The following is a 13822-nucleotide window of genomic DNA, read 5'->3' on the forward strand; positions in this document are numbered from 1 at the left end:
GTTGGATGGACGAAGCCCTTAGAGAACTCGCCGGCTATGCCCCATACGCGTTTATTCTCGCGATAGCGGTCTTCGGTCTCTACCTGTGGCTTAACCGCTCTAAGTTCAGAAGTGTGAACGTGATAGCGGTCGCAGGGATTTCAACGGCCCTCGTTGCGGTTGCAACGAAAGTAATCAACGTTCCAGTACCCGCCACGGGCGGGTACATAAACTTCGGTGACACCATGGTCATGTTCGTTGCAATGGTCTTCGGGCCCATCATTGGGGCCTTCGCAGGGGGTGTCGGCTCAGCCATTGGAGATGTCATCTCGGGTTATCCAGGTTGGTCCCCCATAACACTAATCATCAAGGGTATCGAAGGTCTCGCCGTCGGCTACATCGCCCAGAAGCTCGAAGGGACCGCCGGCCTCATAGTAGCAGGAACGATAGGCGGAATCCTCATGGTCTCGGGCTATTTCATCTTCGAGTACTATGCCTTTGGCTTCACCGCAGCGTACTCGGAACTCCCCGGAAACCTGGTGCAGGCTGTGACGGGAATAATCGTCGGAACCGGGCTCGCAAACGCAATAAAGAAAAGATATCCCGAGGTTGAGAGCCTGCTCTAAACGTCAAGCTTCTCTATTTCTTCCCAGACTCTCTTCTCCTCAAGAAACGGCTCAACCGAGATTCTGCGCGAGGCCTTCTTTATCTGACCCAGGTACGCAGAATCGGCTATAACCGCATCGTAGCCAAGCTCTTCTATGCGGTAAATACGTAGGCCGAGGGACGTAAGGAACTCCCTTGTATGCTCTATAAAGCCCGGGCCGGCGAGCATTATGTCCGGGTTCATACCCTCATTCTTAAGTTCCTCAATGGCCCGAACAACAACGTCCCCAATCTCCTTCATTTTGGGGCACCTTCCACGATTTTTACACCGCTCGACGTCCCAATCCTGTTGGCCCCAGCCTTAATCATCTCAACGGCCTTCTCGTAGGTTCTGATTCCGCCGGCCGCTTTAACGCCCATCCCGGGACCAACTACCTTTCTCATCAGCCTGACGTCCTCAACAGTCGCCCCTCCTGTTCCGAAGCCGGTGGAAGTTTTCACGAAGTCCGCTCCGGCCTCTTTTGCCAGCTCACAGGCCTTGACCTTCTCCTCCTCAGTGAGGTAGCAGGTCTCGATTATGACCTTGACCTTTGCGCCTTTCTCGTGGGCGACCTTGACGACCTCCTCTATATCTCTCCTAACGTAGTCGTAGTCCTCATCCTTGAGTGCGCCTATATTGATGACCATGTCCAGCTCATCGGCGCCGTCTTCCAGCGCTTTTTTGGCCTCGAAAACCTTGACCTCCGTTGGGGTGGCACCGAGCGGGAAGCCTATGACACTCGCGACCTTGACGTTGGCCTTCTTCTCGCTCAAGTAGTCCTTGGCGAGCTTGACGCGGTAGGGGTTAACGCAGACGGCGTAGAAGCCGTACTGAATTGCCTCATCGCAGAGCTTGATAATGTCCTCCCTAGTTGCATAGGGCTTGAGGTTGGTGTGGTCGATATAACGAGCGATTTCTCGAGCGTTCATCAATGACCACCTAAAGTCGGTAGCTTGGAAGAACTATTTAGCGTTTTCCCCCGTTTACTTGGAGAAAAACCAGAAATATGGAGAATTTTCAAAGCATCTCAAGCTTTCTCAGGGCCGAGACCAGTCGTCTCTCAACGGGGGGAGCTTCAAGCTCAGGCTTAACCTCCCCTCTCACCATCATCTCAAGAACCTTAACCGCGTTGTTCCAGCTCTCCTCCAGCGTCCTGCCCTTGGGGATGGCGTTCCTGAGGACGTGCCAGCGGCCGGTTTCCTCGGAGTAAACGAGAATCCTCGGGATGTAGTCGATATCCATGAACGTGTTGTCGAGGCTCAGCTCAATCCTGAGGCCGTCCAGCTCGATGTAGCCTTCCTCGAGGAGCTTCCTCTTCCAGTCCATGTTCCGGCCTTGACGGGGCAGTTTAAAAGCCCATCGCCAACTTTATATTTGGGAAGGAAAAATATCACCCGAGGTGATTAGCATGGAGAACCCGTTCGAGATTACGGCGGTTATAGCGAGGGAAATCCTCGACAGCAGGGGGAACCCAACGGTCGAGGTTGAGGTTTACACGCCGGTTAGCATGGGGCGCGCCGCAGTTCCCAGCGGTGCCTCAACCGGAACCCACGAGGCGGTCGAGCTCCGCGACGGAGGAAAGCGCTACCACGGAAAGGGTGTCAAAAGGGCCGTTGAGAACGTCAACAAGATAATCGCCCCCGAAATCATCGGGATGGACGTCACCTGGCAGAGGGACATCGACACCCTCATGATTGAGCTCGACGGCACCGAGAACAAGAGCAACCTCGGAGCCAACGCAATCCTCGGCGTTTCTCTCGCTGTTGCCAAGGCCGCCGCGAACGCCCTCGGCCTTCCGCTCTACCAGTACATCGGCGGAACCAACGCCTACGTCATGCCGGTTCCGATGAGCAACGTCATCAACGGAGGTGTTCACGCGGGCAACGAGCTGGATTTCCAGGAGTTCATGATAATGCCCGTTGGAGCCGACTCCTTCAGGGAAGGCATAAGATGGGTCTCCGAGACCTACCACACCCTCAAGAAGGTCATAGCCGAGAAGTACGGCAAGAACGCCGTCAACGTCGGCGACGAGGGTGGATTCGCCCCGCCACTCAGGGAGCCCAGCGAGGCCCTCGACCTCCTCACCGAGGCCATTGAGGAGACGGGTTATAAGGTCGGCGACGAGATAGCCTTCGCCCTCGATCCGGCTTCAAGTGAGTTCTACGACGAGAAGCTCGGCAAATACGTCGTTGGTGGAAAGGAGTACGACCGCGGAGAGCTACTCGAGCTCTACAAGGAGCTTGTGAGCAGGTACCCGATAGTCTCCCTCGAGGACCCGTTCCACGAGGAGGACTGGGAAGGCTTCGTCGAGATAACGAAGGAGCTCGGAAAGAAGATACAGATAGTCGGCGACGATATATTCGTCACCAACCCCAAGAGGATAAGGAAGGCCATCGAGCTCGGCGCCGCCAACGCGCTCCTGCTCAAGGTCAACCAGATTGGAACGCTGAGCGAGGCGATAGATGCCGCCTACACCGCCTACCGCGCCGGCTATGGCGTTGTCGTCTCCCACCGCTCCGGAGAAACCGACGACCCCTTCATAGCGGACCTCGCGGTGGCCCTCAACACCGGCCAGATAAAGACCGGCGCCCCAGCCAGGATGGACAGGAACGCCAAGTACAACCAACTCATACGTATCGAGGAGGAACTCGAGGGAATAGCCTACTATCCGGGCAAGAAGTTCCACAACCCGTTCCTCTGAAGCCTCCAGTTAGGGTTTTAACCCCCTCTTCTCATTTCATTTGGGTGCGAGGATGAGAAAGCTCAAAATATACATCCCAGGCATCAAATTCCCCTCGCAGGACCGGGGGTTTCACCCCCCACGTCCTTGCTAACCCTCTCCCCCCGAAGGTGGGGCTTCGCCCCCTACAACCCCCTCCAGAGGTGGGTTAAATGAAAAAACTAAAAATCTATATCCCCGGAATCAAATTCCCATCAATCTCGCTCACCGGAAGCTACTGTGCGCTCAACTGCGCCCACTGCGGGAGGCACTACCTTGAGGGCATGAAGAAGCCGACGCGAAAGGGGCTCCTGAACTTCTGCCTCGACCTTGAGCGCTCCGGCGGGCGGGGCTGTCTGCTGAGCGGGGGGATGGACTCCCGGCTGAAGGTGCCGATTGACAAGTACGCGGACGAGCTGAGGGAGATTAAGAGGAGAACGAGCCTAAAGCTCAACGCCCACGTCGGATTCATAGACGAGAGCGATTTGGAGTGGTTGAAATACGTTGATGTCGTCTCCCTCGACTTCGTCGGCGATGACGGCGTGATAAGGCGAGTTTACAAGATAGACAAAACCGTAGAAGATTACCTCCACATAGTTGAACTACTCACCGAGAACGGAATTCGCGTGGCTCCGCACATAACGATAGGCCTCGACTTCGGGAGAATCCACTGGGAGTACCGGGCGATTGACCTCCTCGCTCAGTACCCGATAGACGTCCTAGTGCTGGACGTTCTCATCCCGACGAAGGGAACGGAAATGGAAAACGTCCCGAAACCGGGCGTTGAGGAGAGCCTGAAGGTCGTCGAGTACGCGCGCGAGCGCTTTGACGGGGAGCTGAGCATAGGCTGCATGCGTCCAACGGGAAGGTGGCGGGTGGAATTCGACAGGGGGGCGGTTCTGAAAGGAGTTGACAGATTGACGAATCCGCCGAGGAAAGTCATCGAGTGGGCAAAAACTGTCAGAGAAGTCGAGATAATCTATGAGTGCTGTGTTATGTGAGAGCATCAACGAATCGCTCGACGTGCCTTACCGTAGCCCGGGCCAGTGACGAGCGGCCGTTAACGCGCTCAATCAGGGCGTTTATCGAGTTTTTGCCCTCAACGAGAACCCCCAAGGCGAGTTCAATGAATTCTCGCGCGCCCATTCTGTAGGCCCTGCCATTGTCGAAAATCCAAATCAGAGAGTTTCCACTCCTTAAAAGCACCGCATGAACGGTCGGGTCAAAGGCTCCAAAGTCCATGTCCACGTAGAGTTTGACCTTCAGTCGTGTTCCCCCTGCCCAGTCGGGGAGCTCTCCGACGGGCTTCAGAATATTTTCGGGAACCATCCTGCCATCTCCTGCAGGCGTTTTAACTCCCGGTCCACCAATGAACTTTCTGAACTCGTTCTCCCTTCCGAGCGCGTATAAAATTCCAGCTATGAAGTTCCCAAGGAAGAGAGGAAAACTTACGGTGGTGGAGAGAACGCTGATGTTCCTGGGAACCACGGTTAGGAGTGGAGGATTCTCAATCCAGTGACCTCTGAGCTCCGGCAGGTGGTGCTTGAGAACATTATCAAAGTCAAAGAGCACCTCCGTCCACTCCAAAAGCTCGTCCACGCTTTTAGCGGTTGAATACGGGCTCGTTCCTGGAAGATACCAGTACCAGTAAATCGCCGGAGCACTGTGAGGGGTCATATCTCACACCCAGTGTTGTCCAGTTCCTTAGGTTTGACTTGTTTCACCAGCCATTCAAATGGATAACGGTTGTTGTACTCAAGCCTTAAGTCTGCTAATCACAACCTCAGCATCTAAGGAAGTCTCCAAAGCCCTCCACTGGCTTTCTATCAAACATGAAGTAGATGTAGGTGTATCAACGCCCATCTTCTCCCGCCTGTGCTTTGAAATATTCCTCGGCCCTCTTGAGTAGGGGTTCGTTCTCGACCTTCCGGCCGATGGGTTTGAAGACGAGACTGGTGATGTCCGAACTGAACCAGTCCCCATACTCGAGCACTTTCCCGTAAAGGTCATCGTCCAATAACCCCTCTCCAACCGTGAGGAGCACTTTATACCCCTCTACACCCAAACCCCTGACAAAAACATACAAGCCAGACTCGCCAACCAGCTTGTAGAGACCATCCTCCAGCCCAAGAATGTCTTCCCTGATGACGGTTAAGTCCGAGGGAAGGACTTCGAGCTTTTTCCTCCTCACTATCTCAGCCAACCGCTCGTACAGGAGGAACTGGTTGTAGTCACCGAACACGTCCCTAAGCTTTTCATGCCCGTAGACGTAACCGCAGATGAGAACTGCCCCTGTCCTCGCCAGTTTCTTGAGGAACTTCATAAGTTCGGAACTCAGGACAAAATCAAACCCGCTCGTCCACGCCTCAATCTGGACGAGTGTTATGCTTCCCCTCGAGTACGTTTCAACGCTGGCCAGGGCTATCACCCTTCCTCCCCACTCCCGCGTGGTCTTCATTCCATAATCAATGTCCCCAACTTCCACCAGCCTAAAACCCCTCGCATCATAAAACTTGAACCACTCCTTATTCCCTTCATCACCCTCGTACCGCTTTTTCCCAACGTACTTGAACTCGCGCGAGAGATTCTCAAGCACTACCTCCCACGGTTTATCGAACACCGCAACGATGCTCTTACAATCCCCCATAGCAATCACTCGACGCTCCGGTTTGTGCCTTAAAGATACCCTCGGCCCGTTTGAGGAGGAACTTGTCCTCAATCCTCCGGCCGATACGTTTAAAGGGAAGTCCAACAAGTTTCAAACTGAACCATGCTTTGTCCTCTAAGAGGTCGCGATAGCACTCCTCGTCGGTTAAATCACTCTCCCTAATTGAAACGAGCAGTTTGTAGCTGTCCAGACTTTTAATGAGCACGTACTCCCCCTCTTCTCTCCCGGGCCTTTCAAGTAACTCATAGAGCCCGTCCTCAAGGTCGAGGAGTTCTTTCTTCACTAGGGTAAGGCCAGATGGAAGAACCTCAAGCTTTCCGAGCTTAACGGTTTTGACCAACCATTCGTACAGGAGGAACTGGTTGTCTTCTTCAAAGCCCGCCTTTCTGAGGTCGTGGTCGTCCGTGTAACCGCAGATGAGGACCGCCCCAGCCCGCATCAGCTTTCCGAGGAACTTCATAAGTTCAGAACTCAGGACGAACATCCACATGCCGGTGGAGACTCCAATCTGGAGGAGTGTTATGTCATCCTTCGAGTACGTTTCAACCTCAAGCCAGTCAAGGGAGTCTCCCTCGGTGGTTTTCAGCTCGTAGTGCAGTTCCCCCACTGCAACAAGTCTAAAGCCCCTCATGTCAAAGATGAACTTCAGGTGCTCCTCCCTTTCCTCCCACTGGTACGCGAGTTCGCGGGTGTACCTGAACTCGCGCGAGAGGTTCTCAAGTACTTCCTCCCAAGGCTCATCAAACACGGCGAGGGTATAATACGTGGTCCCCATGTCAATCCCCCCGATTCATAAACGGAAAGAAGGTAAAAAGGTTCAGTCGAATTCTGAAGCAAGGTAACGCACTTCAACGTCCACACCAAACCGGGACTTTATCTCCTTTGGCAGGTACTGGGTGTAGTAATAGTAGTCCCTTATGTTCTCAATGCCCCCTGCATAGTACACTTCAATCTTTCTGATTCCCTTAATGATGGCGTACTCAGCGTACTTTGCAAGCTGTTCCTCGCTTATTTTATGTGCGTTTCTCTTGCACTCTATCAGCACGGTCTCCGACCCTTTCTCCACGATTATGTCAATTTCAGTCTTTCCCGCTGATGTTACCACGTCCTTCTCAACCTCATCTATTGTCCACCCGCTCTTCTTGAGGTGGCTCACGACCTCTGCCTCGTAGAGGGGGCCTAAAGTTTTCTCATCTCTGAGGTCCGCATTGATTCTCTTAATTAGTTTTTTCCCTCCATTATCAATGTTACTCACGTCATCGAGTATTCTCTCAAGCTTTTTGACGTTCCAGCCCCTGTCAATGATATACTTACGGGCATCTTTGCTTTTTATCCCCAAGTCGTAGAGTTTCTGCATTGCTCCTACTACGCTGTCGAAGTCTTCTCCTTTCTTCAATCCTCCGTCCTTGACCACGTATTTTTCAACTATTTTTGAGATGTACTCGTTCCCAAGCTTGTTCGCCACCCATTCAGCCGCCTCCTTGGAGGCGTACGTGATTTCCTTGACGACCTTGTTGTCCTTGAACAGACCAATCAGCACCTTACTGTGACTGATGACTTTAATTCCGAGTTTTGTCCCCTTAATTCCAAGCTTTTCCGCAATCTTCTCGGGGTCAATGACCATCGTGACCGCATCGTAGACAGAGGCAACTTTTGGAGAAACATAGCGCTCAAGGAACCAGTGAGCGGCCTGGTCAAGTACTATAATACCAATCGGAACCCACGCAAACTGCGGTTTGATGTTGTTTCCCTGCTTTCTCTCTACGCTGAAATTCTGCGGAACCTTTACTGTATCGTTTACCGTGCTGTTGTTCACAAGGTTTGCAGTCGCGCTTGCTCCACTGACCGTCATTCCAAGGAATAGCAACACAAGAGCCAAAGCAAGAAACCGCCTCCAACCCATGCAGTCACCTCTAGTATTGTTCATATGGATAATAAATCCAAACCTTAAAAAATTTACTATACTCTAATGTTAATAAAGCAACGACAATTGGAATTGAACTACTCCACTATGGAAGCGCCAAATTACAACTTCCAAAACAGGACAACAAAAGAAACCTAAACACCAAGAAAACTCGCAACGTATAAGGGAAACAACGAGGTAGTGTCTACTTTTATGTCTGGCATCCCACAACCTCACGAGGAGAATGCAGGGCTCATCAAACCTCGCATCATCATAAATCAGAAAGGAGAACGCCAATCATCGCCCTAAAGCCTCAGAGCTCCTCTTTAACCGTAACAAATGACACCATCGTAACGGTCTGCTCGATTCCCTTAATCTCTCTAAGCTTGTCAACGACTATTTTACCGACTTCCTCCGAGCTGGGGGCGCGGACCTTTATGAGAAGGTCCCATTCACCGGCTATGATGTGGACCTCGTAGACCCCTTCGAGTGCCGCTATCCTCTCGGCGACCTGCCTCTGGGTCAAGCCGGAGTCGGGGTCGTATCTGGCGAGTATGAAGGCCGTCGTGCCAAGGTTGAGCTTCTTGTAGTTGGGCTTGACCGTGAACTTCTCTATTATCCCCTCGTCGAGGAGCCGCCTAATCCGGTAGTGAACCGTCGTCCTCGGGATTCCGAGCTTCTTGCTGAGGCTCGCTATGTTCTCCCTCGCGTTCTCACGCAGTTCCTTCAAAAGCCTAAGGTCTATGGCATCGAGGTTGCCCGTCATCGCGACCCCCTTCGTCATCTATTCAACTCCAATCGCATGGGATTGATGAGAAGGCTTATTTAAAGGTTTTCCCTTAGCCATTGGGCAAAGACCCTCAGCGCCCGTCCCCTGTGGGAGATTTCGTTCTTCTCCTCGGTTGTCATTTCGGCAAAGGTCTTACCGAATCCATCGGGCTTGAAGATTGGGTCAAAGCCGAAGCCGCCGCTTCCCCTCGGCTCGGTCGTTATCTTGCCGTCGACCCTCCCAGTGAAGATGTGAAGCTCGCCGTCCCAGTAGGCTATGACGCTCTTGAAGTAGGCTCTCCTGTTGGTTTCTCCCTTGAGGAGCTTGAGGATTCCGTTGTAGCCAAGGGTCTTGTAAACGTAGGCCGAGTAAACCCCAGGGAATCCATTGAGCGCCTCTACGAAGAGGCCCGAATCGTCGAGGAAGAAGGGACCCGCGATTCTCTCCGCCAGCCATTTTGCGCCGTATTCTGCAACTTCTTCGAGCGTGTCGGCCTGTATCTCAGGATAGCTGAAGCGGAGCTGATAGACCTCAACTCCAAGGGGCTCGAAGTACTTCCTGGCTTCCTCAACCTTACCCGGGTTGGAGGTTATGAACGCCAGCCTCATGAGACCACCGGAGAAGAGGGGAAAAGAGGGGTTAAAAGGTTTAGTCAAGGGTGTAGCCAATTTTCTGAACGAGCTCCCTGCGCTCCTTCTTCTGCTCCTCGGTCTCTATTTTGTTGGCTGCCTTGCCGTCAACCACTCCAAGGACGCTCCGTCCGAGGTCTGTCTCGGCAACGATGACCTGGAAGGGGTTCTCGCTTGCCCCGTAGACCATAGCCACCGCCGGGTGGTTCTTGACGGTGTTGAGAACGTTAATCGGGAAGGCGTTCCTCATGAGGATTACGAAGACATGACCCGCGCCGATTTTCACGGCGTTCTTCGCGGCAAGCTCCTCAAGCTCCCTGTCGTTTCCGGTGTAGCGGGTCAGCTGTGGTTTCGCCTCGTTCATGGCTATGCCGAACTTTATTCCCGGGACGGCGGTGAGAAGGGCCCTCGCGAGGTCGTCAACGGTGAATATCGAGAAGTTGCCCTGCCCGATTATGACCTCGACCCCCTCGGGTTTTTCGATGTCGACAACCTCTATCTTCACCATGGGCACCACCGGAAGAATTTAATACTCCAGTGATATAACTTTTTCCGCCCCGGTGGTGCCGGTAATGGGAGGTATAAACATAGATGAGATAGAATTCCTCGTCGAGCTTCTTGAGAAGTACCCGCTTGAAAGCCTCCGAAGGATAGCGTCGGCTGAGGGGCTGGATTATTACAGGTTGAAAAGAATTTACGATAAGTATTATAGCAAATACCTCGTCGTGAGCGCGACGTACAACATAAGGCTCCTTGGTCTGAAAAGCTTCGTTGGGTTTCTGAGCGTTCCCTCTGACAGGCTCATTGAAGTCGCCGTTAGAATGACCAAAAACCCCTTCATCGGCTACGTCAACCCGGCCTTCGGCTTTAAAAACGGCCTGTCCGTGATATTCTACGTCCCAAAGGACCAGGTGAAGGATGTAGACGAGATGCTCTCAAAGTACTCCGATGACTTCGAGTACTACGAGGTCTGGGCCTACCCACCACCGGAGAAGCCTAAGGAGTGGGGTGACTGGGAGCTGAGCTACGACTACGCAATCCTCATGGACATCCTGAAGTGGGACGCGCGGACGCCTATGAAGAGGATAGCCGAGCGTCTCGGGAAGACGCGGCCAACGATAAGGTACATGATTGAGAGGCTGAGGGAGAAGAACATCCTCATTGGGTTTTACCCACTCCTTGATATGAACATCCACGACAGGGGGGTTATAGGGATAACGAAGAAGCTGGACGAAGAGGTGTTGGAGAAGTTCAGGGAGTATGAAATTACCGTCGGCTACCTGCCGGGGGAGGGATACCTGCTCGAATGGCTCTTCTCATCGAAGGAGGACATGGGAAGCAAGATACTAGAGTTCAGCGGCTACGTGGAAAAGCTCCTGATAGAGTACTTCGAGCCGACTTTCAAGGAGCTCAACGACAACAACAAGAGGACCGCGTTTCAGAGGATGGTAAAAGAAGACGGGAGCGGGTACCACTCAATCATCGAGTTTTAGAGGAGCATCGGACAGTACTCCATGCCGTCTATTTCACCGGTCGCATGATACTCAAGCGCCCTGCAGTCATGGCAGATGTACCTGAACGGGCATGTGGAACACGCCTCTATTTTGTCCTTCGTCATCCTCCAGAACTGGCGGAGGCGCTTCTTCCTGACGGCCTCCTTGAGGGTCATTCTGGTAACGTCCCCAACCACGTAGTTCCTGAGGAGCGGGCAGGGAAGGACGTAGCCGTCAGCGGTAACTGTGACGGTTCCGGCGAGGCAGTCGTGGTAGCGCTCGGTGCTCGGATTGTGAATCCTGCGGAGCTCGATAACGTTGAAGTTAAGACCCTTAACAGAGCCGGGGAAGAGTACATCAACGTAGACCTCACCGGTGAATTCCCCGAGGAAGGGACCGGCGCGGAATTCCTCGGGAGGAACCGTGACAAGGGCACCGAAAAGCCAGGGGTACGGTGAAAGCTCGTCGAGGGTGTGCTCGGGGTAACTGAGCTCGGCTATGAAGTTGACACCCTCAACAGGCGTGACTTCATCGAGGTCCTCAAAAAGAACCACCGCGTAGACCTCTGGAAACTCGAGCTCGCTCGCAAACACTGCGAGAGTCATGAGCACATCTAAGCTGTCGTAGTTGGTCAGCCAGACCTCCTTTCCGCCGAGTTTCCTGAACTCAAGGAGCAACTCCTTCATCCTCTCAAGGCTCATCGGCTCCCTGCGGAGGATGAACCTGTTGTTACCAATGCAACCGATGGAGCGGGGAATTCCCTCAACTTCCGAAAACTTTCCCCCACCAGCGCCAAGCTGGAGGATAAGTCTCTCAACTTTACCGTTGTGGGGCCTGTTACTCCACGGGGGTTTCCCGACGGATGTTACGGACAGCCTCGGGACCCCTTGGGACACGCCTTTATACTCCACCCTCTCCATGATTGACACCACTAGGGTGGTAGAAACCACCATATTTATACTTTTTCTATTCGAATTTTGCTAACTATCAATAAGAGTATGCAAAAAATGAAGAAATCAGACCGGAACCTGCCTGTCACCCTCGACCCAGAAGGTCCCATCCTCAGTGACTTCCTTCTTCCACACGGGGACCCGTTTCTTGACCTCGTCTATCGCCCACGAACAGGCCTCAAAGGCCTCCTTTCTGTGCTTTGCGCTGGCCACTATCAAAATCGTGTCCTCCCCAACGGGCAACTCACCGTAGCGGTGCCATATAAGCATATCGAGAATCGGAAAACGCGACAGCGCCTCCTCCCTTATTCTGGCCATCTCCGCCTCGGCCATCTCCGGGTAGGCCTCGTAGATGAGCCTTTCAACTTTCTTACCGTGGCTCTCGTTCCTGACCTGACCGAGGAAGACAACGTAGGCCCCGCTCTCAGGGACGCGGAGGAGTTTTACAGCCTCGTCGACTCTGAAAGGTTCCTTTGTCAGTCTGACCTTCACGACGACCACCTAATGGAGTACCTCCGGAAAGTTTAAAGTTTTCATCTCTGAGCGGGAAGGGGTGAGAGCATGAAAAAACTTGCGATACTCCTCATCGCCCTCCTAGTTATCTCGGCTGGGTGTATAGGAAGTCAGGGAGGGGAAAAAGGAGGAAGCCAGACAAAATCACCAAGCCAAGCCAATGTCACTACTACTTCAAGCGGGCATGCGGGGGAGAAAAAACACGCGGAAATCACACCGATGATTATCCTCACGTCGATACACCAGTACACCTACGAAGAGAACGCGAGTGTGGAGCTCAAAATAACGATTAAAACAGGGAACACAACCCAGAGGACCAACGCCAGCATGGAAATCCTGGAGAGGGGCTACGTAGACCTCCTCGGAAAAAGGGCCAAAATCGTCACCCGAACGATAACCAAGCCGGACAACGTTACCCTGAAAATGACCAGGGTGATAATAGGTGGCACGGTCTACACAGAAACCCTTGGACGAACTGGAGTCAGCAACGACACGTCCTTTTGGAGAATAAACCCTGTAAGCCTAGCTAGGGAACTTCTGAAGCTCACACCGATAGGCAACTACACCGAGAACGGAACCCGTGTCCTAGTTTACTCCGTTCCTGGAGACGTACTGCTACCGATGGCCCAGCTCTACTTCACAAATCCGGGGATGAACACTACGGTGACGGATGCGACCGCAGAGCTGTACTTCTCAAACGGCGCCTTCAAGGGAATGAAACTCGTCTTCAGCGTTAGAGCGACGGCCGCTGTCGAAGGCATGAACGGAAAAATGACCGTCATTGAAGTCGGCTCGTGGAAGGGAACCGTTAGAATAACCTCCGTCAACAAAATGGAGGAAGTGAAAGCCCCGTCTACCTGAGCTCGACAACGTCAAAGGTGTTGTATGCCAAATCCACGAGGAGGAGCCTGTTGAGAAGTGGCTCCCCAAGGCCCGTGAGGAGCTTTATGACCTCCATCGCCTGGATTGAGCCGACGACACCTGCGGTTGCCCCGATTATGGGGAACTTCCCCTTCTTTTCCCTGACACTCGGAAAAATCTCGCGCAGGCTCTTCGTCTTTCCGGGAACTATCGTCGTCACCTGACCGAACGTTCCCTCGACGGCCCCGTGAACAAGAGGGATACCCTTTTTCTGCGAGTAGTCGTCGAGAAGAAAGCGCGTCTCGAAGTTGTCAAGGCAGTCAACGATGACGTCAACGCCCTTAAGGACCTCCTCAACGTTCTCCGCCGTGAGCTTCCCGACGAAGGTCTCTATCCCTATGTCCGAGTTGAAGCGCTCAAGCTTCCACTTTGCCGAGAGGGGCTTGGGGTTTCTTCCAACGTCCTCCTCCCAGTGGAGTATCTGCCTGTTGAGGTTGCTTAACTCGGGCTTCTGCTCGTCTATGAGGAGGAGCGTCCCGATTCCGGCAGAAGCAAGGTAATAAGCTACCGGACTTCCGAGACCGCCAACGCCGACGACGGCCACCTTGGCTCTCTTCAGCTTCTCCTGCCCTTCCTCCCCAAAAATCATTATCTGCCTGTCGTATCTTTCCAGTTCCCTCTCGCTCAGCATC

At 53.2% G+C, this 13822-nt stretch carries 18 protein-coding genes; 5 read left to right on the forward strand and 13 right to left on the reverse strand.

What is annotated here, in order from left to right:
* The first annotated feature begins 5 nt into the window (after window positions 1-5).
* Complete coding sequence (locus CS910_RS01265; protein WP_099209362.1) at window positions 6-605, forward strand: ECF transporter S component; 600 nt, start codon at window positions 6-8, stop codon at window positions 603-605.
* Here the strand turns inward: CS910_RS01265 and CS910_RS01270 are convergent.
* The 3 genes from CS910_RS01270 to CS910_RS01280 form a co-directional block, all read right to left on the reverse strand.
* Window positions 602-886: a family 4B encapsulin nanocompartment shell protein gene (locus tag CS910_RS01270; protein WP_099209363.1), complete on the reverse strand. Its 285-nt coding sequence runs from the start codon at window positions 884-886 to the stop codon at window positions 602-604. The genes CS910_RS01265 and CS910_RS01270 overlap by 4 nt on opposite strands.
* Window positions 883-1554 (reverse strand): deoxyribose-phosphate aldolase, encoded by a 672-nt coding sequence (gene deoC, locus CS910_RS01275; RefSeq protein WP_099209364.1) that lies wholly within the window; start codon window positions 1552-1554, stop codon window positions 883-885. Before deoC ends, CS910_RS01270 begins: the two co-directional genes overlap by 4 nt.
* A gap of 88 nt (window positions 1555-1642) precedes the next feature.
* Window positions 1643-1951 (reverse strand): hypothetical protein, encoded by a 309-nt coding sequence (locus tag CS910_RS01280; RefSeq protein WP_099209365.1) that lies wholly within the window; start codon window positions 1949-1951, stop codon window positions 1643-1645.
* An 82-nt stretch (window positions 1952-2033) separates the two neighbouring features.
* Here CS910_RS01280 and eno point away from each other — a divergent pair, with 82 nt between their 5' ends.
* Window positions 2034-3326, forward strand: a complete 1293-nt coding sequence (gene eno / locus CS910_RS01285) for a phosphopyruvate hydratase (RefSeq protein ID WP_099209366.1) — start codon at window positions 2034-2036, stop codon at window positions 3324-3326.
* 191 nt (window positions 3327-3517) lie between these two features.
* On the forward strand, window positions 3518-4345 hold the full coding sequence (locus tag CS910_RS01290; protein ID WP_099209367.1) for a radical SAM protein: 828 nt from the start codon (window positions 3518-3520) through the stop codon (window positions 4343-4345).
* Here the strand turns inward: CS910_RS01290 and CS910_RS01295 are convergent.
* From CS910_RS01295 to CS910_RS01325, 7 genes are all read right to left on the reverse strand, one after another.
* Window positions 4338-5021: a hypothetical protein gene (locus CS910_RS01295; RefSeq protein WP_099209368.1), complete on the reverse strand. Its 684-nt coding sequence runs from the start codon at window positions 5019-5021 to the stop codon at window positions 4338-4340. The two genes, CS910_RS01290 and CS910_RS01295, sit on opposite strands and share 8 nt — an antisense overlap.
* A 175-nt stretch (window positions 5022-5196) precedes the next feature.
* Complete coding sequence (locus tag CS910_RS01300; protein ID WP_099209369.1) at window positions 5197-5991, reverse strand: hypothetical protein; 795 nt, start codon at window positions 5989-5991, stop codon at window positions 5197-5199.
* The gene (locus tag CS910_RS01305; protein WP_099209370.1) at window positions 5978-6787 is read right to left on the reverse strand and encodes a hypothetical protein; all 810 of its coding nucleotides are present in this window, start codon (window positions 6785-6787) and stop codon (window positions 5978-5980) included. The genes CS910_RS01300 and CS910_RS01305 overlap by 14 nt, the downstream gene beginning before the upstream one ends.
* Window positions 6788-6829: 42 nt before the next feature.
* On the reverse strand, window positions 6830-7915 hold the full coding sequence (locus tag CS910_RS01310) for an ATP-binding protein (RefSeq protein ID WP_099209371.1): 1086 nt from the start codon (window positions 7913-7915) through the stop codon (window positions 6830-6832).
* A gap of 313 nt (window positions 7916-8228) precedes the next feature.
* Window positions 8229-8681 (reverse strand): Lrp/AsnC family transcriptional regulator, encoded by a 453-nt coding sequence (locus CS910_RS01315; RefSeq protein ID WP_099212345.1) that lies wholly within the window; start codon window positions 8679-8681, stop codon window positions 8229-8231.
* 59 nt (window positions 8682-8740) lie between these two features.
* Window positions 8741-9292: an XTP/dITP diphosphatase gene (locus CS910_RS01320; protein WP_099209372.1), complete on the reverse strand. Its 552-nt coding sequence runs from the start codon at window positions 9290-9292 to the stop codon at window positions 8741-8743.
* 40 nt (window positions 9293-9332) lie between these two features.
* Window positions 9333-9821, reverse strand: coding sequence for an adenosine-specific kinase (locus CS910_RS01325; protein ID WP_099209373.1), 489 nt, complete (start codon window positions 9819-9821; stop codon window positions 9333-9335).
* Between the two features lie 64 nt (window positions 9822-9885).
* On the opposite strand from CS910_RS01325, the gene CS910_RS01330 reads away from it, so the two are divergent.
* Window positions 9886-10806: an Lrp/AsnC family transcriptional regulator gene (locus CS910_RS01330; RefSeq protein ID WP_099209374.1), complete on the forward strand. Its 921-nt coding sequence runs from the start codon at window positions 9886-9888 to the stop codon at window positions 10804-10806.
* Here CS910_RS01330 and CS910_RS01335 read toward each other — a convergent pair.
* Window positions 10803-11726: an SPASM domain-containing protein gene (locus CS910_RS01335; protein WP_099209375.1), complete on the reverse strand. Its 924-nt coding sequence runs from the start codon at window positions 11724-11726 to the stop codon at window positions 10803-10805. The two genes, CS910_RS01330 and CS910_RS01335, sit on opposite strands and share 4 nt — an antisense overlap.
* Window positions 11727-11822: 96 nt before the next feature.
* Window positions 11823-12248 carry a molybdenum cofactor biosynthesis protein MoaE gene (locus tag CS910_RS01340; RefSeq protein WP_099209376.1) on the reverse strand — a complete coding sequence of 142 codons (426 nt, stop codon included), beginning with the start codon at window positions 12246-12248 and terminating at the stop codon, window positions 11823-11825.
* 69 nt (window positions 12249-12317) lie between these two features.
* Between CS910_RS01340 and CS910_RS01345 the strand changes: the two genes are divergently transcribed.
* Window positions 12318-13130 carry a hypothetical protein gene (locus tag CS910_RS01345; RefSeq protein ID WP_145955318.1) on the forward strand — a complete coding sequence of 271 codons (813 nt, stop codon included), beginning with the start codon at window positions 12318-12320 and terminating at the stop codon, window positions 13128-13130.
* Here CS910_RS01345 and CS910_RS01350 read toward each other — a convergent pair.
* The gene (locus tag CS910_RS01350; RefSeq protein ID WP_099209378.1) at window positions 13123-13821 is read right to left on the reverse strand and encodes a ThiF family adenylyltransferase; all 699 of its coding nucleotides are present in this window, start codon (window positions 13819-13821) and stop codon (window positions 13123-13125) included. The two genes, CS910_RS01345 and CS910_RS01350, sit on opposite strands and share 8 nt — an antisense overlap.
* Between the last annotated feature and the right edge of the window lies 1 nt (window position 13822).

It is taken from the genome of Thermococcus henrietii, assembly GCF_900198835.1.
In the GTDB taxonomy this organism is placed as follows: Archaea; Methanobacteriota_B; Thermococci; order Thermococcales; family Thermococcaceae; genus Thermococcus; species Thermococcus henrietii.

What these genes read in the sequence shown, in the direction of transcription:
- CS910_RS01280 (WP_099209365.1), bottom strand. Translation starts at nt 1,951, where the DNA reads ATGGACTGGAAGAGGAAGCTCCTCGAGGAAGGCTACATCGAGCTGGAC.
- CS910_RS01335 (WP_099209375.1), bottom strand. Translation starts at nt 11,726, where the DNA reads ATGGAGAGGGTGGAGTATAAAGGCGTGTCCCAAGGGGTCCCGAGGCTG.
- CS910_RS01290 (WP_099209367.1), top strand. Translation starts at nt 3,518, where the DNA reads ATGAAAAAACTAAAAATCTATATCCCCGGAATCAAATTCCCATCAATC.
- deoC (WP_099209364.1), bottom strand. Translation starts at nt 1,554, where the DNA reads ATGAACGCTCGAGAAATCGCTCGTTATATCGACCACACCAACCTCAAG.
- eno (WP_099209366.1), top strand. Translation starts at nt 2,034, where the DNA reads ATGGAGAACCCGTTCGAGATTACGGCGGTTATAGCGAGGGAAATCCTC.
- CS910_RS01310 (WP_099209371.1), bottom strand. Translation starts at nt 7,915, where the DNA reads ATGGGTTGGAGGCGGTTTCTTGCTTTGGCTCTTGTGTTGCTATTCCTT.
- CS910_RS01350 (WP_099209378.1), bottom strand. Translation starts at nt 13,821, where the DNA reads ATGCTGAGCGAGAGGGAACTGGAAAGATACGACAGGCAGATAATGATT.
- CS910_RS01295 (WP_099209368.1), bottom strand. Translation starts at nt 5,021, where the DNA reads ATGACCCCTCACAGTGCTCCGGCGATTTACTGGTACTGGTATCTTCCA.
- CS910_RS01315 (WP_099212345.1), bottom strand. Translation starts at nt 8,681, where the DNA reads ATGACGGGCAACCTCGATGCCATAGACCTTAGGCTTTTGAAGGAACTG.
- CS910_RS01300 (WP_099209369.1), bottom strand. Translation starts at nt 5,991, where the DNA reads ATGGGGGATTGTAAGAGCATCGTTGCGGTGTTCGATAAACCGTGGGAG.
- CS910_RS01325 (WP_099209373.1), bottom strand. Translation starts at nt 9,821, where the DNA reads ATGGTGAAGATAGAGGTTGTCGACATCGAAAAACCCGAGGGGGTCGAG.
- CS910_RS01270 (WP_099209363.1), bottom strand. Translation starts at nt 886, where the DNA reads ATGAAGGAGATTGGGGACGTTGTTGTTCGGGCCATTGAGGAACTTAAG.
- CS910_RS01345 (WP_145955318.1), top strand. Translation starts at nt 12,318, where the DNA reads ATGAAAAAACTTGCGATACTCCTCATCGCCCTCCTAGTTATCTCGGCT.
- CS910_RS01265 (WP_099209362.1), top strand. Translation starts at nt 6, where the DNA reads ATGGACGAAGCCCTTAGAGAACTCGCCGGCTATGCCCCATACGCGTTT.
- CS910_RS01320 (WP_099209372.1), bottom strand. Translation starts at nt 9,292, where the DNA reads ATGAGGCTGGCGTTCATAACCTCCAACCCGGGTAAGGTTGAGGAAGCC.
- CS910_RS01330 (WP_099209374.1), top strand. Translation starts at nt 9,886, where the DNA reads ATGGGAGGTATAAACATAGATGAGATAGAATTCCTCGTCGAGCTTCTT.
- CS910_RS01305 (WP_099209370.1), bottom strand. Translation starts at nt 6,787, where the DNA reads ATGGGGACCACGTATTATACCCTCGCCGTGTTTGATGAGCCTTGGGAG.